Source organism: Maribellus mangrovi (genome assembly GCF_037646455.1).
GTDB lineage: Bacteria > Bacteroidota > Bacteroidia > Bacteroidales > Prolixibacteraceae > Draconibacterium > Draconibacterium mangrovi_A.
Genome location: NZ_JBBIXN010000001.1, coordinates 612,875 through 633,699 on the forward strand (window position 1 = coordinate 612,875; position 20,825 = coordinate 633,699).

Below are 20,825 nucleotides of genomic sequence, written 5' to 3' on the forward strand. Positions count from 1 at the left end.
GAGTTAGAATTGCCCCTTGTCGTTATAAATTTTGTTGAAGCGTTGCAATAACCTGCTGCAAAGCCGCTTTATTCTGTTCGGATATTCCTTCAATTTCTAATGCGTCCTGATACACTTTAATGGCCATGTTCGTGTTACCGTCGCGAAGATAGATATCTGCCAAAAATTGTCGGGCATCGAGATAAAGAGGATTTGATTCAATAACTTTTTTCAAAGTACCAACAGCTTTAGATTTCTGTCCGTTCTGCAACTGGTAAAAAGCCAGAGTGTAAGCATATTCAGGATTGTCGGGCCGAGATTTTAAGGCCAGCTCAGCATACTTTACGGCACCGTAAAAATCGCCTTTTTGGCCAACAATCACACTTAAGTTTTTCGCAGCAACCGGTTGCTCTTCGGGATTGGCCTCAAGGGCAGCCTTTAAAGCTTTTTCTGCCTCATCCATTCGTCCCTGTTCTGCCAATAGAAGTCCAAGGTTCAGGTTAGCTGCTTCATTATCGGGTTGGTAATCCAACACTTTCTTTAGATTTTCCTCTGCTTTTCCCGGATTCCCAATGTACGAATAAAGCACACTACTGTTTATCAGCGGCAATACTGACTCGGGATACAACCTGGCCGCAGTTTCGTAGGCATTTAACGCCGATTGTGCGTCACCTTTATTTTGATGATAGAGTCCCAGGTTATAATGGTTACTCCAGTTATCCGGCCGCGATGTCATTGAGGTTACATATTCCTTTTCGGCACCTGCTATAATCGTTTTTTGCTCAGCAGTAAAATCATCTTCAGGGAAGGTTAAAATAGCATTTGCAGCCTGTATTCGAACCAAACGAATGTCATCCTGACAAGCTGTTAAAAGAGCGTCTTTGACCTTAACTGTAAGAATTCCACCCAAAGCATAGGCTGCCGACGAGCGTACCAGTTCCGATTTATTGTTCAGGGCATCAATCAGCACTTCTGTCTTTGATGTATCGGGATAATTATTCAATAATCGAATTATTGAATTAGCTACAACATCATCGGTTTTCGGATTGCGAATCAATGCAAACATCTTATCGATATTTTTCCATTCCCCTTCACGGGCCTCTTCAATGAGCTGTGCCCATTTCAAAGTTTCTTCCTGGTAATCACCATTCGGACGTGCTTTTACGATTTTATTCGCCCACTCCGGCGATTTATCTTTGTGGCACTGGTTGCAGGCATTGGGCGAACCAAATTTAATGGTAGCCTCGGGCATTGGAGGACGGAATGAATGATCGCTTCGCAGAAAATGCCCTACAAATTCGCGTTTGGGCATGTGGCAACTCAGACATGTAAGTCCGGCTGAAGCCGGATGTCCGGTGTGTTCGGCCAGGTCATCATTGCGTTTGCCATGACATTTCAAACACGCCTGACTGGGATCGTCTTTGTAGCGATCGCGGCCACTTGAAGTATGACACGAAACACAATGCAATTCACTGTTTTCAACACAGGGATTTAACATCCAATCTGTGAGTGTATAGTTTTCACCCAGGTCGCGCCCGTCGGGATAAAAGTCTCGATCTTCGAGTGTAGTCAGGTTGTAATTATCAAAAAAACTATCGCCCGGCATATAACTCGGAGTTATGGGTTGCATTTTTGCATGACAAGGACTACAGGCATCGGTATGCTGTTGCTGTGTAAATACCGAAGTACTTATCAATCCAAGCTCTTTAGCTTTCTGTCCTTCCTTGAGATTTTTAAAGATTTCAACATGCTTCCCGGCAGGGCCGTGACAGGTTTCGCAGTTTATCCCGGGTTCTTTCCAGGTAGTATGGTAAGTGTCAGTCTCTAAATCGAAATTGGTACTCAACTGACTGATATGGCAACTGTAACATCCGGTATTAAACGCGAACTGATCATCTTTCCAGGGCAGGGCTTCATCGTCGGGATAATCATCGCCAAAATGACGAATACCGGCTTCGGGATAGTTAAACCACCTTTCCCGGTTGGCATCATAAGCCAGCGGAATGTTCTGAAGCCTCCCTTTTTCGAAGGGCGTTAAAAAGCAATAAACATTGTGTCCGCCCATCGCCCAGATTACATCGTATTTTGCTACCAGCTCATTTCCATTTCGCTCGTACATTACCATGCTCGAATCTTTAAACTCAACCTGAAACTGATTACCTTCAACATCGATCGGTTTGCTGTCGGGCAACTGATGCTTTTTCATGAACTCGGCATTTATGGGCATCATGGCCTGAGCGTGATACGACGGCGACCACAGATCGTAAAATTTCTGATGGCATTCCATACAACTTTTCGATCCTGTAAATTCAGACTCATCACCGGAGTTATTCCCCCGCTGTTTGCACGAAAAAGTCAGCAGAAGAAGGGCAAGAAAAAATATCGGACTGAATTTGAAATTCATCATGTGTCGGCCAATTTTCGCGTTGAATAATGAATGCAAATTAGCATTTATATCTTGAACCACAACGCGTGCCAGCAATTTATACCCAATCAAAACAGCTTACTCTTATTTGGATAAGCTGGCTTATATTTCAGGGTAATTACTTAATTTTCAGGATAAAAAATGGAATTAAAAAAGGCTTCCATTTCGTTTATGTAATAAACGCCGTATTTCTTAAAAGTGGCCTTGGTAGCTTCATCGGGTTTCCAATCGAAAAAGGCATGACCGGCACCACCAACCTGCACGTATTCAACCCGCTGCCCGGCTTCTACAAGCGCATCAACATATTCTTTTACCGCCTCGTCTTTAATAAGAAAGTCCATCGTACCTCGTGTCAGGTAATGCGGAATTTCCCGATCTTCGGCTTCAGGAATGTTGCTCAAGGGAGCAATACCTTCTTTCCAGGTGTCATCGGCTTTTGGGTCTTCAGAATAATGATTTAGCAAATTGCCTCCAAACACGCCGTAACTCGGAGCAGCAGCTTGAATTGCCGTCATCATTTCTTCTCGTACCTGTTCCACCGATTTGCCTTTGGGCAGGTAAGAAGGCATAAATTCGAATACTCCCGGAGTTTTACCAAAACCACCGTCTCCAATTTTGTTGGGCATTGTACCGGCCACGGCAGAAAGATGTCCACCGGCACTGTCGCCGGTAACTGCAATTCGAGTTGGATCGCCACCGTATTCAGCAGCATGTTCCATAATGTGCGCAATGGCACCAAACACATCTTCAATCAAATCGGCCATGGTGTTTCCCACCTCGTCGCCATCCAGTTTACGCGACCAACGATAATCAATGCTAAAAACGACATACTTACCATCTTTGGTGAGTTCGCGTGCCATACCTCGCATAATGTCTTCAGAATTGGAAGCCCAGCCTCCGCCATGAATAATTACAATACATGGCAGGTTCTTCGCACCTTTGGGCGAGAAAACATCATATTTTAAAGGTTTAACTCCCGGTTGAGCATATACAATGTTCTGTGTAACTTTAATGTGATCGACCTCTGATTTTTCAAGAAAAGAAGCTCCAATATGCTTATCCTGATCGACAACAACTTTGAAAGGCGATTTCATCGATTCGTGATACATGGCTCCCCACATTCCTTTTACCGAATAATAGCCGGCATCGAGGGTAAAACCTTTATCAGGTGTTGCAGTTACCGTTAACACTGAACCCTCTGCAACCTTCCCATCAGCTGGAATGGCCGGTTCAACTTTTATTTTTCCGTTAGTTACTTTGTCAAGTGTTACAGTGTACATGGTTTGTGAAAAAGCAGTTCCTGTAGCGAGCAACAGCAAAAGTAAACCAACAATATTTCTAAATTTCATGAGTATTAATTTCTATTGGTTTTGATTCTTCCAAAAATAACAATTGATTTTAATCTCGTGTTACATCTACACTAAGACTTTTTTACTCATCAATAATTTCCCATTTTCTGAGCAATACTTTTGAAATTCGGGTATCGTAAGCATTAACAAATTCATTTTCTTTTAAGCTATTTTGTTGAAAGAGCTGAATCGTCAAACTTTGTAAATGCGGCGTTGAAGCATTTACAGCATCCACACTGTTTAGCGCAAAACACCGATCCATCGGGGAATAATTTAATGTATCGGCCAGTATGCGTTCGTAACACGAAATAGCCAAATCCTTCTCATTTAATCTGAACAAGGTTTCAGCCGCCAGGGTAGCCACTGCGCCCGATGGATCATTCACAGCCACCTTTAGCGCATCAAGAGCCGGTTCGGCCACGTCGCGATGGATCAATAAACCAACGGCACCCCAGTAACGAATCGCCCGGTTATCGTTTTGAAGATTTTGCACAAAATAATCAATATCTCCTTTCTGACTTGTCGCACGTTGAGCTGCTTCCAATACTTCCTCAAACGGACAATCATCCGATCGCATGTAATCATAGAGTGAACCCTCACCTGCAAAATAGGCGTATTCAGTTTCGGGAATTAATCCCACATCGCGCACGTCGCGCATCCATTCGGTTTCTACTGTGCGCATTCGTTCTAAAACTTCAGCATACTCAGAATCACCGGCCAGGTTATTGATTTCCCAGGGATCATTCTCTACGTCGTACAATTCTTCCAGTGGTTTTTCAAGAAAAGCCCTGCTTTGCACTTTGTTGGTAAGGCCGGCTTTAAATGCATCTTCCCATGCCTGTGCCGACGGAGCTTTAAAAAGATAATCCAGATGTTGCATGGTTATTCTGAAAGGCATATAATTTCTGATGTAACGGTGTTTTTTATCGCGAACCGCACGCACCATGTCGTAACGCTCATCCATCCTTTGACGGGTGAGAAAAGCGCATTCGGGATCATCGGTTTTTTGTTCACCCAGGAAAGCATTGCCTTGCACATAATCTGGAATTTCTATCCCCGCCATACTCAAAAAAGTGGGCAGCAGATCGACAAAACTAACGATGCGATCAACAGGTTCACCGGGTTTTTCGGCCGGAAACAAATACTTGAATTTTTCCGGAATCCGGATGATAAAAGGCACACGGGTTCCGGTTTCATACACAAATCGTTTGCTGCGTGCCAAAACACCACCGTGGTCACCATAATAGATAACAACGGTATTTTCTGCGTCACCGCTTTCTTCCAGTTCCTTTAATATCACGCCAACCTCTGCATCCATTTTTTCATTCAGGTCGTAATATTGTGCCCAATCGTGACGAATAACAGGCAAATCGGGATGGTACGGAGCAATCTCAATTTTATCAGGATCGTGCTTCAGATCTGCTGTTGGAATCTGTTTATGAATTTGACTTTCGTGTGTGGTAAAATTGCTGAACACCGCAAAAAAAGGTTGCCCGGGCTGCCGGTTTTTATAAGTGGCGCTTCGGCTGCAATCGTCCCAAATCGCATTCCAGTCGCCCGCATAATTGTAGTCGGTTTTTACATTGTTCGTGCAATAATAACCGGCTTCGCGAAAATACTCGGGATAGGTTTTTACCACATCAGATTTGGCATATTTACTTCGCATTTGTTCGTTACCGTTGGAAGCAGCATATACACCCGTTAAAATGGTATTTCGGGCAGGAGCGCAAACCGGACAGTTGGCAAAAGCGCGGGTGTACATAAAACCTTCGGCAGCCAGTTTGTCGAGGTTGGGTGTTGTGGCCAATTCGTTGCCGTAGCATCCCAGAAAATAAGCACTGTTGTCTTCCGATGTAATCATTAAAATGTTCGGAAGATCAACAGGTTTTCCGGGATTATTATTACAGGAAACTACGCCAAATAACCACAAAAAAGTAAAAATGTATATCCCCGATCTTTGGATTACGCCGTTTAGATTCAGTTTCATTTTATCTTCAGTTTTAGTCAATTTCAGGTTTAGATATTATGCAATCGAGTTGAAAAAAACTTGGTGATAAACAAAAAGCATAACCAATGTTTCTTCTGTCTCGTAATAAATTTGAATTGCTTAAATTAGCTCAAATTTTTGAGCTCATCAAAAAAGCATGAGATCAGAACGCATTAAGAAATTTACGATTTGAGTCAGATGAAAGTAGGAATTCTCAGAGAAGGGAAAACGCCACCCGACAAACGCGTGCCTTTAACACCGGAACAATGTGTAGAAGTGATGCGCACATTTCCAGAAGTAACAGTTGTTGTTCAGCCCAGTCCGATCAGAAGTTTTACAGACGATGAATATGCGGCTCTGGATATTCCACTTCAGGAAGACCTTAGCGACTGCGATGTACTTTTGGGCGTTAAAGAAGTTCGGATTGAAGACTTTATTCCCGGGAAAATCTACTTCTTCTTTTCGCATACCATCAAGAAACAGGAATACAACCGCAAGTTGTTACAAACGGTTTTGGAGAAGAAAATTCAACTGGTCGACTATGAGGTTTTGACAAACAAGGACGGATTTCGAATTATAGGATTTGGGCGTTTTGCCGGTTTAGTGGGTGCATATAACGGACTACGGGCTTTTGGATTGAAGAACGTGCTTTACGAATTGAAACCGGCACACCAATGTGCCGATCTGGCCGAAATGCTCCACCACCTGGAGAATGTAAATCTCCCACCGGTAAAAATTGCTGTTACAGGCGATGGCCGGGTGGCAGGCGGAGTGCTTGAAGTACTCGAACATTTAAAAGTCATGCGGGTTACGCCCGAAGGTTTCCTGAATGAAACAGAGCCGGAATCAGCGATTTATGTACAATTGCTTCCAAATAATTACGCTAAAAGAACTGATGGCGAAGCATTCGATCTGATGCACTTTTTCAATCATCCTGAAATGTACGAGAATTCGTTTCATCCGTTTGCAGAAGCTACCGACTTACTCATTGCCTCCGCGTACTGGGACCCGAAAGCACCGGTACTTTTCACTTCCGAAGAAATGAAAGATCCTGATTTTAGGATAAGTGTTATTTCGGATATCACCTGCGATATTGAAGGCTCGATTCCATCGACAAAAAAGGCCTCGACTATCGATGATCCATTTTATGATTACAATCCGCAAAGTGGTGATCTGGAAGACGCATTTTCGAATCCGAAAAATGTTTCTGTTCAGGCAGTTGACAATTTACCCTGCGAACTTCCAAAAGATGCCTCGCTTGATTTTGGGCGAAACCTTATTGATAAGGTATTCCCGAGCTTGTTTATTAAGGATAAAGATGCAATTATTGAAGGCGCCAGCATTACAAAGGACGGCAAACTTACTGAACCCTTTTTGTATTTACAGGATTTTGCAAACGGGAAGTGATGAAGTGATTTGTTGTTGACCATTATATAGTGGCAATCTCAGTACAGCTTCTCCCGAGGAATATTCACTTTGACAATTTTTCAATTTAGCAATTTTTCTATCTTACATGTAGATATTTATTCATTCTTCAAACCTAAAAATCCTAAAAAAACAAACGCCGATCCATCCGTCAAATGACGGATAAACAGGCGCTACTTACTCTCCCTTGACCAATAATCGTTTTACACGATTTATTTTATCAGTTCTACACTTCGTTTAACAAATTTATCGAGATCGGCTCCTTTCAGCATTCCGTTGGCCAGCAATGCAAGATCGACCATTTGTTTAGCCAACTTATTCTTTTTACCAAAGTCGGTCAATTTCTCTCTTTTTTGCTCTTCCAACTTGGCCAATTCCGAGTTTAAACCGTCCAGCTTTTCCTTGTCGGCTTGTGGAACTTCCTCTTCTTTTTTACCTTCCTTAGCTTTCTCCAATCCGGCAATTTCTTCTTTTTTAGCTTTTATCTGGCCGCCAAAATCTTCAAGTTTTTTACCCAGTTTTTTATCGCGTGCATCTACCACTTTCTTCACCAAAGGATGCGAGGTATTAACCACCATACTTAGCGATTCAGGCATATCGCCATACATGTTCATACCACCCTGTGCGGCACTCATATCTTTCATGCGGCGCATAAATTCATTACGGGTAATAACCATTGGCGAACCATTTTCTCCCAGATCCTGAAAATCGACAATAAACTGGAAGTCTTTATTCTCCGGGCAAACGGCCTGGAATACCGGAGAGAGCTCTTGTTTTTGCTCCCAACTCCATTCTTCTTTTTTATCGTCTTCCTTTTTGATCAGGTTCTCCACCACATCCGAATCGACTCGTACAAAGCGTTTGTCGGTATATTTTTGCTCGAATTTGTTAATGAGGTGCGGAGCCAGAACATCGTCCAAAATCAATACATCGTAGCCTTTGTTTTTAGCTTCTTCCACAAAAGTGAACTGCTCTTCAACGTTAGTGGTGTACAGGTATATGGTGTTGTTTTCTTTGTCTGTCTGATTTTCTTTCACCAGCTTTTCGTATTCTTCCCAGGTGAAATAATTGCTTTCTGTATTTTTCAGCAGGAAGAAATTCATGGCCCGGTCATAAAATTTATCTTCGGTAAGCATACCGTACTCGATAAAAATCTTCAGATCGTCCCATTTACTTTCAAAATCTTCACGATTGTCCTTGTAGATCTGACTCAAACGGTCGGCCACTTTTTTATTAATATGGCTGCTGATCTTCTTCACATTCGAATCGCTTTGCAGGTACGAACGTGATACGTTCAGCGGAATATCGGGCGAATCGATAACACCGTGCAACAAAGTCAAAAACTCGGGAACGATACCTTCAACTGAATCGGTAACAAAAACCTGGTTACTGTACAATTGAATCTTGTTCTTTTGAACTTCGAAGTTGTTTTTGATTTTTGGGAAGTATAAAATTCCGGTCAGGTTGAACGGGTAATCCACATTCAGGTGAATGTTGAACAAAGGATCATCCGACATCGGGTACAACTGACGATAGAAATTCTTGTAGTCCTCATCTTTCAAATCAGCCGGAGTTTTGGTCCATGCCGGAGCAACATCATTCACCTGGTTGTCCTCTTCGGTATCTACCTGCTGGCCGTCTTTCCAGTCTTTTTTCTTTCCGTAAATCACCGGAATAGGCAGGAACTTACAATATTTATCGAGGATCTCTGAAATTTTTGAATCTTCCAAAAATCCTTTTTCCTCGTCGCTGATGTACATTACAATATCAGTTCCCACATCCTCTTTTTCCACTTCATCGAGTGAATATTCAGGTGAGCCGTTACAACTCCATTTTACAGCCTGAGCATCTTCTTTGTACGATTTGGTGATCACTTCCACCTTCTCGGAAACCATGAACGAACTGTAAAAACCAAGCCCAAAATGACCTATAATGGCATTCGCATCGTCCTTGTATTTATCGAGGAATTCGTTGGCACCAGAAAAAGCGATCTGGTTAATGTATTTTTCCACCTCGTCGCCGGTCATACCAATACCACTATCAGATACTGTAATTGTACCCGCGTCTTTGTCGAGTTTTACAGTAACTTTGGCATCATTCACTTCGCCTTTGTATTCCCCTTTTGAGGCCAGCGTTTTTAGTTTTTGTGTCGCATCAACAGCGTTTGATACAATCTCTCTTAAAAAAATGTCGTGGTCAGAATAGAGAAACTTTTTAATAATCGGAAAAAGATTCTCACTGGTTACTCCAATTTTTCCTGTCTGCATTTTGTATGATTTTAATTATTTCAATTCAATTTTATGCCGCCATAAAATCAAACCTTGTGCCATTCAATTTTTATGACGATTTGACAGCAGTTGACCTTCTAATTCCGACAAATTGTTTTTTTGTTTTTTTGATCCAAGTGGTTTTTAAAATGGATTTGGTTTTATCATTATACTTGTTAAAACCACATCTGTCTGCGTCGGGGAGGATAATGGGAAACCGAGCATCCTATGCTAAATATGAAAATGCTACCAATTATTTTTCTGCGTAAAATGGCGATCAGTTTGAAAATGAATGACCTGAATTAATGAATTTCGATGACCGGTTAAAAGAAAGAAAATCAGTTCGATCATAAAAAATGTAATCTACGTCACACGAATTTTATGACTTTTACCCTATATTTATTTCACCCAAAGTCGCTTATTTTGCGTCTTTAAGAAAAAAGCAAATGAGCAGTCTGGAAAAGTACTTCGAAAAATTCAGGAAAAATATTGTTGGCATCGACCAACAATTTGACACCCCATTCGGAACTAAAAAGATTGTATATGGAGACTGGATTGCCAGTGGTCGCTTATATGGTCCTATTGAAAATCGGATCAGCAACGAGATTGGACCTTTTGTTGGAAATACCCATACCGAAACCAGCGAAACGGGTATTCGTATGACACATGCCTATCACCGGTCGCACCAACTCATAAAACAGCATGTAAACGCCGGACCCGAAGATGTGATCATCACTGCAGGATTTGGTATGACTGCAGTGATCAACAAATTTCAACGTATTCTCGGATTAAAATACTGTGGAAAAGTCTCGGGGAAAAACTGTATTGCTGAACGCGAGCGTCCTGTGGTTTTTTTGACCCACATGGAGCATCATTCGAACCAGACATCGTGGTACGAAACCAGTGCCGATGTTGTGGTAGTAGAACCCGGAGAAGGATTGCTTATTGATACAGATAAACTCAGAGAAGCACTTGAAAAATACAAGGACCGTACTTTTAAAATTGGTTCATTCACTGCCTGTTCGAACGTAACCGGTGTGCGCACACCCTATTACGAAATGGCAAAAATAATGCACGAGTATGGTGGCGTTTGTTTTATCGATTTTGCGGCCTCTGCACCTTACGACGATATTAACATGCATCCTGAAAATCCGATGGAAAAACTGGATGCAGTCATGTTTTCACCACATAAATTTCTCGGCGGACCAGGCTCATCGGGCGTAATAGTATTCGATGCCTCGATGTATAAAAACGAGGTGCCGGATAATCCCGGTGGAGGTACGGTTGACTGGACCAATCCCTGGGGAAAGTATAAATATGTTGATGATATTGAAGTGCGCGAAGATGGCGGAACTCCCGGATTCTTACAATCAATAAGAACTGCGCTTTGTTTCGAGCTCAAGGACCAGATGGGTGTAGAGAACATTCGCCGGCGTGAAGAAGAAATGCTGGAACGGGCTTTTGCCGGCCTCGATAAAATCCCGGGTCTAAATATTCTGGCCGACAATGTTCGCGATCGTTTGGGGGTTATCTCTTTTTATGTCGAAGGAATTCATTACAACTTGCTTGTTCGTTTACTGAACGACAAATACGGGATCCAGACACGTGGAGGTTGTGCCTGTGCAGGAACCTACGGACACTTCTTACTGGAGGTATCACACGAGCAGTCGGAAGAGATTACCAATAAAATAAATCATGGCGATCTGTCGGAAAAACCGGGCTGGGTGCGTTGGTCGCTGCATCCAACAATGACGGATGCCGAAGTTGACCTGATGATTGAAGCCTTGAACGACCTTGTTTCAAACATTGGCGTTTACCAACAAGAATATGTGTACGTAACTCGTAAAAACGAATTCAGGCACAAAGATCAAAAGGAAGATACGGAGCTACTGAATCAGTGGTTTAGCCTGGAATAATTTCTTGCGGTACTGCACCTCTCTATTCCCCTTATAACATTAACTTTGTTTATATGGCTTATAAATACAAAAACGGACTCGTACTAAGTGGTGGCGGAACGCGCGGTTTTGCCCATTTGGGTGTGATTTCGGCCTTGCAAGAGCTGGGCATCCGGCCCGATGTAATTTCGGGCGTAAGTGCCGGCGCCATCGTTGGTGCCTTTATCGCCGCGGGTATTTCACCTCACGATGTATTGCAAACCTTTAAAAAAGGTTGGTTTTTTCAGTACACAAAAATTCATTTACCCGTTGATGGCTTACTCAAGTTAGACGGTGTAAAAGAAATCATCGAGAAAGAAATTGGCGTTACAAAAATTGAAGACCTTGATATCCCCTTCCACATTTGTGTTTCAAACCTTAATAAGGGAACGGTTGAATATAAAAACAAAGGTCCACTGGGAAAAACGGTTCTGGCTTCTTCATCCATTCCCATTTTATTTGCACCGGTTTCGATGGATGGGTATTTGTATGTCGATGGCGGCCTTATGGATAATATCCCGGTAGAGCCTATCGCAAATGATTGTGAGAACGTGATCGTTTCGAACATCAGCCCGATAAATCCGAGAGCCAACCTTAAAAACCTGGTGCAGATTGCAGCACGAACCCTTTATATGAGTGTGAATGTGAAAAGCAAACAGGTGGAAGAGAAGGCTACCTTTTACATTGAACCAAAAGGCATTGACAAATACGACATTTTAATGCGAAAGCACGCCGATGAACTCTATGAATTGGGCTACAAAACAACAATGGAAGTGATAAAAAAGAAAGCCATTCCAAATACCTGAAACAGCTTCTCTATAATCTATAGTGAATATTTATTCGAACAGGTTTTCGTCGCGAATGATCATCAAAATTGCTGAGTGCGGCAGGATGATGTATTTTTCGTTATTGAATTCGATTTCATGGCCACTCTTATTCAGGTAGATGGCCAGATCGCCAATGTGCGTTTGCAGCGGTACATATTTCACTTCTTCCTTCTTGTCTTTCCACACCTCGTCTTCTTCGCTTACTGCCGGAATTGGGTACCCGGGCCCCACTTTAACAATGTAGCCGCTTTGTATGGATTCTTTTTCCTGAACAGTTGGTGGCAAAAAAAGTCCCGATTTTGTCTTCCCCGACGGATTTTTTGGTTTTACAAGAACACGATCGCCAACCATAATAAACTTCTCCAAATCTTTTTCTTCAATAATTAACGACATATTTTTTACTTCATTTTTCTGCAAATATAGAATTTTAGAAAAAAATATTCAAAAAGAAATAAAACCCTTAAGTCATCTAAACACCTCTTTTTCTGCTATTTATGATTTATTGCAAAATTATTTTAAAAATATATACTACTTTGCATTGCATAGTATTAGTTTTTATTTATATATTTGCAATACAATGTTCAAGGCAAAAAAAAGTACAAGCCAAAAAAAAGTTCTAAAAATCTGTAACGAATTAAAAAACGAATCGTCTTAATAACAGAAACAAGAAAACAAAAACAAAAAAGCAAGAAAACAAGCAAAACAAAAAACGGAGGCAAAAAGTCATGAAAACAACAAACAATGTTCAGAAAGCAATCACAAAAACCCTGGCAGTAATTTTCAGTTTCGTTCTTATCAGCATCACAGTTCAGGCTCAGGAATTCTGGAAAAGTGTTTTAAGCAACAGCAGCTTCCACCAAATAGCAATGGTAATGGTTGACGATGCAAGCACTGTTACAGCAGCAACAACCGGGACTACTGACGCTACATTCTATTACGAAGAAGAAAGCGATGCAGACCTGAATTTAGAAGATTGGATGGTAAACGAAAGTTACTTCGGAATGGGTTTAAACTATGAAACAGAAATGGAAAGCAACCTTGAGTTGGAAGATTGGATGATGAATGAAAATCTTTTCACAGGTGTTGCAGCATGGTTCAGCATTGAAGCTGACGAAACACTGGAACTTGAAGACTGGATGACTGACACCAATTACTTTGGAGTTCGCACGGTTGAAGTAGAAATCGAAAAAGACGCTGAACTTCAGCTGGAGCCCTGGATGACCAGCGCAAAAACCTGGAATATCTGATTACGAATAATAGTCAATGTTGCAACCGCTACTCGTCAATTGATGGGTGGCGGTTTTTCGTTTTAAGTAATCTCGTATTCGTCGTGAATATCAGTAAGTACTTCGTAACCTGTTTCAGTAACCAAAATGGTATGTTCGAATTGCGCCGAAAGTCGTTTATCGATCGTACGGGCTGTCCAACCGTCGTGCTTATCGATTACAGCTTTGGATTTTCCCTGGTTGATCATGGGTTCGATGGTAAAGATCATTCCCGGTCGCATTTCCGGTCCCGAGTTACGTCGTGAAGCATGATCAACCTGTGGTTCTTCGTGAAATTCGATGCCTACACCATGACCGCAAAATTCGTAAACGACACTGTATCCTTTGGCCTTGGCATAACGATTAATTACAAAACCAATGTTTCCAAAACGATTACCCGGTTTTACCTGTTCAATCCCCAGATCAAGGCAATGCAGAGTCGTCTCGATCAACATGTCGGCTTCATCTGAGATCTCTCCCACCGTAAACATACGTGAAGTATCGCCATAATATCCATCAAGAATGGTAGTAATGTCAATATTCAAAATATCGCCTTCTTTTAAAACTGTTGATTTCGAAGGTATTCCGTGACAAATCACTTCATTGAGCGAAATACAACTCGATTTGGGATAGCCGTTGTAACCTTTTGTTGCTGCCACCGCTCCATGAGAAAGAATAAACTCATCAATCTTGTCGTCGATAAATTCAGTATTCACACCGGCTTTAACAAACTGTTCAGCGTAATCGAGCGTTTGAGCTGCCAGTTTAGCACTCTTGCGAATTCCTTCGATTTGTTCCGGTGTTTTTATTACTATCTTTCCCATATACTTTAATTCTTCGCGCAAAATTGAACATTTGTGAGCGATTTTCAAAACCGAACAATAAATTTGCAGAAATGTTTAGCAGACGGATCGAATATGCTCTGCCGTTTTTTTAATAATGTACCGTTGGTTTTATGAATGTACATCGTCAGGAAATTTCGACAAAATCATATTTTGTAAATCGTTTTGGAAAGCTCTCCACCTCCTATCTGTTCTGGCAGATTCAGGACATTGCATGGGAACATGCCGAAATGCTGGGAGTTGGCTTCGACAACCTGCAAGAAGAAGAGCAATTCTGGGTGTTATCGCGCATGCTGATAAAAATTGACCGGCGTCCAACCTGGGGTGAGAAATTTACGATAGAAACCTGGCCAACCGGATCGGACGGGTTCCTGGCACACCGCGATATTCGTTTTATCGATGAAAATGGCAAGCACATTATTAAAGCTACAACCAGTTGGTTGATCCTTGATGCTAAAACCAAACGGATCCTTCGCTTCGAAGATTTCAGGGATTTTCCGTTTCACGATGAACGCGTTTTTGAAGATTTTGCAGGAAAAGTTAAGCCACCAAAATCGGATGAAACAGCTGCGTTTTCTCCAGTTCTTTTTAACGAGATTGATGTCAACCAGCATTTTAATTCAGGCCGATACCTCGAGCGGATTATCGACAGTTACGACTTCGGATTTCATGAAGATTTTGAATTGAAGGAACTGGAGATCAATTTTGTAAAAGAAGGTGTACCTGCCGACAATCTTTGGGTAAAAAAACAGTTTCTCGATAAAAATAACCATATTTGCAGTGTTGTTCGCAAAAGCGATGGGGCCGATCTTATCAGAGCCCGCCTGATTTGGGAGACACGCAACTGAATTCCATACCGTTTCCGGTCAACAAAAATTATTTGTACTGCATCTCTTCTTACAAATAATTAAAGAACATTAAAAAAAATGACGCGATCACAAACGTTTGCATTTTTTCAAATGTCTTATCTTAAATTATTTACACAAACATTTGCCTGCAACTTCTCGTAAAGTAATTCAGATTTAACTGTAGCTTTTTCTGAGTAGCATATCACATTCAGGCCAATAAAACTTTTTCAGATGAAACAAATAATATCAATTCTATTGGCGGTTCTTTTATTTCCAACCGCTTATGCCGAAGAACTTAGTTCTCCCAACGGCAAAATGACCTTACAATTTAATGTTGAAAACGGAATACCTGTTTACCAGCTCAACCTTGAAGGTCATCCAATCATAAAACCCAGTAAGCTGGGATTGGAGTTAAAGGACGCTGAAGAATTAATGGACGGTTTTTCGCTTGAAACGACCAATTTCACTTCTTTCGATGAAACCTGGACACCTGTTTGGGGCGAAAGCAGCACCATTCGAAATCATTACAACGAACTCGAAGTCACCTTAAACCAGGCAAGCACACAACGGAAAATGATCCTGCGTTTTCGAGTTTTTGATGACGGACTTGGGTTCCGTTATGAGTTTCCCGAACAAGATAATCTGATCTATTTTGTAGTGAAAAACGAACACACCCAATTTGCCATGGCCGGCGATCACACTGCTTTTTGGATCCCCGGCGACTACGATACACAAGAGTACAATTATACCACTTCCAAACTTTCGGAAATACAAGGCTTAATGGAAAGTGCCGTTACTCCAAATGCGTCGCAAACACCAATTTCGGGTACGGCAGTTCAGACAGCGCTAATGATGAAAACCGACGATGGTTATTACATCAATCTTCATGAAGCAGCACTCCAGGAGTACTCCTGCTTGCATCTTGAGCTGGATGACGAAAATATGGTCTTTGAATCGGTTTTAACACCCGATGCAGTGGGAAACATGGCATACATGCAGGCACCCTGCATAACGCCCTGGAGAACGGTTATTGCAAGTAAAAATGCAGGCGAAATCTTACTTTCCCACATCACTTTAAATTTGAACGAACCATGTGTTTACGAAACCACCGACTGGATTAAACCGATAAAATATATTGGTGTTTGGTGGGAAATGATTACGGGAAAAAGCAGCTGGTCGTATACCAACCTCCCAAGCGTAAAACTTGGTGAAACCGATTATTCAGAAACCACTCCCAACGGTACCCACGCTGCCAATACGCAGCATGTAAAAGATTACATCGATTTTGCTTCCAAACACGGTTTCGATGCCGTCTTAGTGGAAGGTTGGAATGAAGGCTGGGAAGACTGGTTCGATAAATCGAAAGACTATGTTTTTGATTTTGTAACACCCTACCCCGATTTCGATGTGAAAGAATTGCACGCTTACGCCAAAAGCAAGAATATAAAACTGATGATGCATCACGAGACTTCAGGATCGGTGAGAAATTACGAACGTCACCTGGATACAGCGTACCAGTTTATGGTGGATAACGGCTATAATTCAGTAAAAAGCGGTTATGTAGGCGACATTATTCCACGGGGCGAGTACCATTACGGACAGTGGATGGTGAACCACTATTTGTACGCTGTAAAAAAAGCTGCCGAAAACAAAATAATGGTGAATGCACACGAAGCTGTCCGACCAACAGGACTTTGCCGCACCTACCCAAATCTGATCGGTAATGAATCGGCTCGCGGAACGGAATACGAAGCTTTTGGTGGTAACAATCCCGACCATACTACCATCCTGCCATTTACCCGTTTGCTTGGCGGACCAATGGATTACACACCGGGTATTTTTGAGCCGGATGTGAGTCAATACAATCCCGACAACAATTCGCACGTAAATACTACCATTGCACGCCAGCTCGCTTTGTATGTAACCATGTACAGCCCATTACAAATGGCTGCCGATCTGCCCGAAACCTACGGCAAACACCTCGACGCTTTTCAATTTATAAAAGACGTAGCTATGGATTGGGAAGAAACACTGGTACTAGAGGCTGAACCCGGCGACTACATTACTTTTGCACGAAAAGAGAAGGGAAGCGATAACTGGTTTGTTGGCCGAACAAACGACGAAGAAAAAAGAACTTCGGAGATCAGTTTTTACTTTCTGGATTCGGAAGCCAACTACATTGCGACTATTTATGCTGATGCGAAAGACGCTCACTACAAAACAAATCCCAAAGCTTACGAAATCAGAAAAGTTGTAGTGAACAGCAAATCGAAATTAAAACAGACTTGTGCTCCGGGTGGTGGTTATGCCATCAGTATTATAAAAGCAAAGAATAAAGAAGAATTAAAAGGCTTGAAAAAGCTTTAGGCAAAAAAAATAAAGATCCGGTTTTTATTTGGGTAATCTGATAATGACCGGATCTCTATTCGTTCAGCAAACAAATGATCTCATCCACTTTTTCTTCCATGGGCAGATGTCCGTTCACCCAGTGAATTTTAGTCCCCCGCTTTTCCATACCCCGAAACCAGGTCATCTGGCGCTTGGCAAACTGATGAATTGCAATTTCTAGCTTTGAAAACATTTCGTCATAACTCAATTCCCCAATCAGATGAAGCGTCAGGAATTTGTATTCCAGCCCGTAATAAATCAATTGCTCCGGTGTCAAACCCGAATCGAGCAAGCGCTGAACCTCATCAAGCATGCCTTCTTCCAAACGTTGTTTCAGGCGCTTTGTAATTCGTTGACGTCGCATCTCCCGGTCGAAATCAATTCCAATATTCAGACTTTCTATTTCCGGCATTTCGGAATCTTCCTGCTGATGCTCAGCATAATATTTCTCAATCTCGATGGCCCGAATAGCGCGACGGTAAGTTTCCACATCGGAATGATTATGAAGTTTCGGTTTCATTGCTTTCAGAATTTCGGTAAGTTCTTCCAGCGATTTTCCTTTCAATTCATTGCGCAACTCCTTGTTGGGCGGAACTTCTATCAGTCGGTAATTTCTCAGAACTGCTTCAAGGTACAAACCGCTTCCACCACACAATACAGGAAAATTTTTACGATGCTGAATCTGCTGAAACACATATATAAAATCGGTTTGGAACCTGTAAACATTGTAATGAACACCAGCATCTTCAATATCAACCAAATGCGATGGGACCTCAACGCCATTTACAAAATAATCCTCGTAATCTTTTCCGGTTCCCAAATCCATTCCGCGATACACCTGACGTGAATCAGCCGAAATAATTTCACCATCTATTTTTGAGGCTACATGAGCAGCCAGTCCTGTTTTACCTGTTGCCGTCGGTCCGAGTATAGTAAGCAGATTGTATTTCAAAGCCATCTATTTTTTTACAAAATAATAAATAAAATATGGCTTCTTCACGGATTTCGGGGATTAATATTGGCCGTAATACTTTTTAAAATATTTGATAATTTATCAATATTTTATAAAATAAATACAAAATGAATTATCTTTGAAATTCAGTTTTAAACGAAAAACAAATGATCAAAGAAGCTTGTGTAGAATCGATTGAAGAAGCCAAAAGAGCACAGGAATTGGGTGCCAACCGCATCGAATTATGTTCTGATCTGGCTAACGACGGTTTAACACCATCGGATGACTTGCTTCAAAAAGCTTGTGCAGAGTTGAAAATTCCGGTGATGGTGATGATCAGGCCGCGTGCAGGAAATTTTGTGCATACAACCGATGAAATAGAAGCCATGAAAACAGCGATCGATAAAGCCAAGGCAACAAACGCTGCAGGTGTTGTTTTAGGTCTGCTAACTGCCGACAAGCGCATCGACGAGTCCAACACCCGTTTACTGGCCGAATATGCACATCCCTTGCCCGTAACTTTCCACAAAGCCATCGATGAACTCGAAGATCCGGTGGAAGGAGTGCGCGCATTGAAACAAATTCCGGGAATAAAACGAATACTTACTTCGGGCGGGCAGGCAACCGCACTCGAGGGACAGGAGACGATAAAACAAATGATCCGGGAAGCAGGAGAACAAATCATTATTCTGGTGGCGGGAAATGTATTGGATTCGAACATCATCGACATTCAGCAAAAAACCGGTGCCAAAGAATTACACGGACGCAGAATTGTTGGAGACTTAACTGAAAACCAATAGAATAATACATCAATAAACATAGTTAAAATGAGAAAACTGATATTTATTTTACCCATTCTTTTTGCTTTTATAGCTAAAGCACAGCTGGAACACGAAATTACAGATTACGTGTGGCCTACAGATGAAAAAGTGTTACAAAAACTGGAAGACTGGCAGGATCTAAAGTTCGGATTGCTGATGCACTGGGGTGCTTACAGCCAGTGGGGAATTGTTGAATCGTGGTCGATTTGCCCCGAAGATTACGGCTGGTGTGAACGCAAAAAAGGCAGTAATCCAGACGATTATTTCACGTATAAAAAAGAATATGAAAACCTGAAACTTTCTTTTAATCCGGTGAATTTCAATCCTGACAAATGGGCAACAGCCGCTAAAAACGCAGGAATGAAATACGTGGTTTTTACCACCAAACACCATGACGGTTTTTGCATGTGGGACAGTAAATACACCGATTATAAGATTACTTCTGAGGATTGTCCGTTTAGTGTAAATCCGAAAGCCAACGTAACCAAAGAAATTTTTGACGCTTTTAGAGAAGAAGGACTTTGGGCAGGTGCTTATTTTTCAAAACCCGACTGGAACAGTCCTTACTATTGGGATCCTAAATTTCCTCCGTTCGATCGTAATGTAAATTACGATCCGTCACTTTATCCTGAAAAATGGGAAAAATTTGTCGAATTCACACACAACCAGATCATGGAACTGATGACTGATTACGGTAAAATTGATATTCTGTGGCTCGATGGTGGCTGGGTGTCTAAAAAAGATCCTGAAATATTTCCCGAAGCATATCCGCGTAAACTGAGAGAAACAGAATCCGGATTTATCAAAAACCGTATTGTCAATCAGGACATTAGAATGGATGAATTGGCAGCCAAAGCGCGTGAAAAACAACCCGGGCTAATTGTGGTTGACCGTGCCGTTCGGGGACCGAACCAAAATTACCTCACACCCGAGAATAAAGTGCCTGAAGCACAATTGCCTTACCCCTGGGAATCGTGTATTATTGCCGGAGGTGGCTGGGCATGGGTTCCCAATCCGCAATACATGAGCCCAAAACAAGCCATCCACATGTTGGTTGACATTGTGGCTAAAGGAGGAAATTTACTGTACAACATTGGCCCTGCTCCCGATGGAACCTGGCCCGAAGATGCTTATAAACTGCTTGAAGCCATGGGAAAATGGATTGATGTTAACGGTGAAGCCATTTATTCAACCCGTGCGATTGCACCTTTCAAAAGCGAGAATGTTTGCCTCACTCAGCAAAAAGATACCAAGGCAGTATACGCCATTTACCTCGAACAGGAAGACGGTTCGGGACTGCCAAAATCTTTTACTGTTAAAGAAGTTAAGGCGGCAAAAAATGCAAAACTTACAATGCTTGGCAGCGAAGGAAACCTGAAATGGAAAAACACCGATGAAGGAATAGAAGTTTCGGTTCCTGAAAAATTAAGAACTAACCTGCCTTGTGATTTGGCCTGGGTAGTTAAAATTTCAGAAGTTACAGAATAATATCATAGATTAGTTTGAAATCTGAAGG

The 20,825-nt window shown here is 41.9% G+C and carries 15 protein-coding genes; 8 read left to right on the top strand and 7 right to left on the bottom strand.

Annotated elements, in window-relative coordinates; all coding sequences use genetic code 11:
* Nucleotides 1-22: 22 nt before the first annotated feature.
* The 3 genes from WFY05_RS02280 to WFY05_RS02290 all read right to left on the bottom strand — a co-directional run bounded on the left by WFY05_RS02280 (nt 23) and on the right by WFY05_RS02290 (nt 5,740).
* The gene (locus WFY05_RS02280) at nt 23-2,386 is read right to left on the bottom strand and encodes an ammonia-forming cytochrome c nitrite reductase subunit c552 (RefSeq protein ID WP_340111098.1); all 2,364 of its coding nucleotides are present in this window, start codon (nt 2,384-2,386) and stop codon (nt 23-25) included.
* Between the two features lie 140 nt (nt 2,387-2,526).
* On the bottom strand, nt 2,527-3,753 hold the full coding sequence (locus tag WFY05_RS02285) for an alpha/beta hydrolase fold domain-containing protein (RefSeq protein WP_340111099.1): 1,227 nt from the start codon (nt 3,751-3,753) through the stop codon (nt 2,527-2,529).
* 82 nt (nt 3,754-3,835) lie between these two features.
* A complete protein-coding gene (locus tag WFY05_RS02290) occupies nt 3,836-5,740 on the bottom strand; it encodes a sulfatase family protein (RefSeq protein ID WP_340111100.1) in 1,905 nt (634 codons plus the stop codon).
* 198 nt (nt 5,741-5,938) lie between these two features.
* Here WFY05_RS02290 and WFY05_RS02295 point away from each other — a divergent pair, with 198 nt between their 5' ends.
* Nucleotides 5,939-7,147: an NAD(P)-dependent oxidoreductase gene (locus tag WFY05_RS02295; RefSeq protein ID WP_340111101.1), complete on the top strand. Its 1,209-nt coding sequence runs from the start codon at nt 5,939-5,941 to the stop codon at nt 7,145-7,147.
* 230 nt (nt 7,148-7,377) lie between these two features.
* Here WFY05_RS02295 and htpG read toward each other — a convergent pair whose 3' ends face one another.
* A complete protein-coding gene (gene htpG / locus WFY05_RS02300; protein ID WP_340111102.1) occupies nt 7,378-9,432 on the bottom strand; it encodes a molecular chaperone HtpG in 2,055 nt (684 codons plus the stop codon).
* Nucleotides 9,433-9,878: 446 nt separating this feature from the next.
* On the opposite strand from htpG, the gene WFY05_RS02305 reads away from it, so the two are divergent.
* Both WFY05_RS02305 and WFY05_RS02310 read left to right on the top strand, forming a co-directional pair.
* Nucleotides 9,879-11,348: an aminotransferase class V-fold PLP-dependent enzyme gene (locus WFY05_RS02305; RefSeq protein ID WP_340111103.1), complete on the top strand. Its 1,470-nt coding sequence runs from the start codon at nt 9,879-9,881 to the stop codon at nt 11,346-11,348.
* Between the two features lie 53 nt (nt 11,349-11,401).
* Nucleotides 11,402-12,172, top strand: a complete 771-nt coding sequence (locus WFY05_RS02310; protein ID WP_340111104.1) for a patatin-like phospholipase family protein — start codon at nt 11,402-11,404, stop codon at nt 12,170-12,172.
* 30 nt (nt 12,173-12,202) lie between these two features.
* Here the strand turns inward: WFY05_RS02310 and WFY05_RS02315 are convergent, their stop codons facing one another.
* Nucleotides 12,203-12,586 carry a co-chaperone GroES gene (locus WFY05_RS02315; RefSeq protein ID WP_340111105.1) on the bottom strand — a complete coding sequence of 128 codons (384 nt, stop codon included), beginning with the start codon at nt 12,584-12,586 and terminating at the stop codon, nt 12,203-12,205.
* 332 nt (nt 12,587-12,918) lie between these two features.
* Here WFY05_RS02315 and WFY05_RS02320 point away from each other — a divergent pair, with 332 nt between their 5' ends.
* A complete protein-coding gene (locus WFY05_RS02320; protein WP_340111106.1) occupies nt 12,919-13,440 on the top strand; it encodes a hypothetical protein in 522 nt (173 codons plus the stop codon).
* A gap of 62 nt (nt 13,441-13,502) precedes the next feature.
* Here the strand turns inward: WFY05_RS02320 and map are convergent, their stop codons facing one another.
* On the bottom strand, nt 13,503-14,330 hold the full coding sequence (map, locus tag WFY05_RS02325) for a type I methionyl aminopeptidase (protein ID WP_340111107.1): 828 nt from the start codon (nt 14,328-14,330) through the stop codon (nt 13,503-13,505).
* 83 nt (nt 14,331-14,413) lie between these two features.
* Between map and WFY05_RS02330 the strand changes: the two genes are divergently transcribed.
* A complete protein-coding gene (locus WFY05_RS02330; RefSeq protein WP_340111108.1) occupies nt 14,414-15,148 on the top strand; it encodes an acyl-[acyl-carrier-protein] thioesterase in 735 nt (244 codons plus the stop codon).
* Between the two features lie 231 nt (nt 15,149-15,379).
* On the top strand, nt 15,380-17,515 hold the full coding sequence (locus WFY05_RS02335) for a glycoside hydrolase family 97 protein (RefSeq protein ID WP_340111109.1): 2,136 nt from the start codon (nt 15,380-15,382) through the stop codon (nt 17,513-17,515).
* A 55-nt stretch (nt 17,516-17,570) separates the two neighbouring features.
* On the opposite strand, the gene miaA is transcribed toward WFY05_RS02335, so the two are convergent.
* Nucleotides 17,571-18,488, bottom strand: coding sequence for a tRNA (adenosine(37)-N6)-dimethylallyltransferase MiaA (gene miaA / locus WFY05_RS02340; RefSeq protein ID WP_340111110.1), 918 nt, complete (start codon nt 18,486-18,488; stop codon nt 17,571-17,573).
* 167 nt (nt 18,489-18,655) lie between these two features.
* Between miaA and WFY05_RS02345 the strand changes: the two genes are divergently transcribed.
* Both WFY05_RS02345 and WFY05_RS02350 read left to right on the top strand, forming a co-directional pair.
* Nucleotides 18,656-19,288 carry a copper homeostasis protein CutC gene (locus tag WFY05_RS02345; RefSeq protein ID WP_340111111.1) on the top strand — a complete coding sequence of 211 codons (633 nt, stop codon included), beginning with the start codon at nt 18,656-18,658 and terminating at the stop codon, nt 19,286-19,288.
* Between the two features lie 27 nt (nt 19,289-19,315).
* Complete coding sequence (locus WFY05_RS02350; protein WP_340111112.1) at nt 19,316-20,797, top strand: alpha-L-fucosidase; 1,482 nt, start codon at nt 19,316-19,318, stop codon at nt 20,795-20,797.
* Nucleotides 20,798-20,825: the final 28 nt, after the last annotated feature.

Excerpts from the sequence above, each read along its gene's own strand:
- WFY05_RS02330 (WP_340111108.1), top strand. The coding sequence starts at position 14,414 with ATGAATGTACATCGTCAGGAAATTTCGACAAAATCATATTTTGTAAAT.
- WFY05_RS02280 (WP_340111098.1), bottom strand. The coding sequence starts at position 2,386 with ATGATGAATTTCAAATTCAGTCCGATATTTTTTCTTGCCCTTCTTCTG.
- WFY05_RS02295 (WP_340111101.1), top strand. The coding sequence starts at position 5,939 with ATGAAAGTAGGAATTCTCAGAGAAGGGAAAACGCCACCCGACAAACGC.
- WFY05_RS02345 (WP_340111111.1), top strand. The coding sequence starts at position 18,656 with ATGATCAAAGAAGCTTGTGTAGAATCGATTGAAGAAGCCAAAAGAGCA.
- WFY05_RS02335 (WP_340111109.1), top strand. The coding sequence starts at position 15,380 with ATGAAACAAATAATATCAATTCTATTGGCGGTTCTTTTATTTCCAACC.
- WFY05_RS02290 (WP_340111100.1), bottom strand. The coding sequence starts at position 5,740 with ATGAAACTGAATCTAAACGGCGTAATCCAAAGATCGGGGATATACATT.
- WFY05_RS02285 (WP_340111099.1), bottom strand. The coding sequence starts at position 3,753 with ATGAAATTTAGAAATATTGTTGGTTTACTTTTGCTGTTGCTCGCTACA.
- WFY05_RS02320 (WP_340111106.1), top strand. The coding sequence starts at position 12,919 with ATGAAAACAACAAACAATGTTCAGAAAGCAATCACAAAAACCCTGGCA.
- WFY05_RS02305 (WP_340111103.1), top strand. The coding sequence starts at position 9,879 with ATGAGCAGTCTGGAAAAGTACTTCGAAAAATTCAGGAAAAATATTGTT.
- WFY05_RS02315 (WP_340111105.1), bottom strand. The coding sequence starts at position 12,586 with ATGTCGTTAATTATTGAAGAAAAAGATTTGGAGAAGTTTATTATGGTT.
- WFY05_RS02310 (WP_340111104.1), top strand. The coding sequence starts at position 11,402 with ATGGCTTATAAATACAAAAACGGACTCGTACTAAGTGGTGGCGGAACG.
- WFY05_RS02350 (WP_340111112.1), top strand. The coding sequence starts at position 19,316 with ATGAGAAAACTGATATTTATTTTACCCATTCTTTTTGCTTTTATAGCT.
- htpG (WP_340111102.1), bottom strand. The coding sequence starts at position 9,432 with ATGCAGACAGGAAAAATTGGAGTAACCAGTGAGAATCTTTTTCCGATT.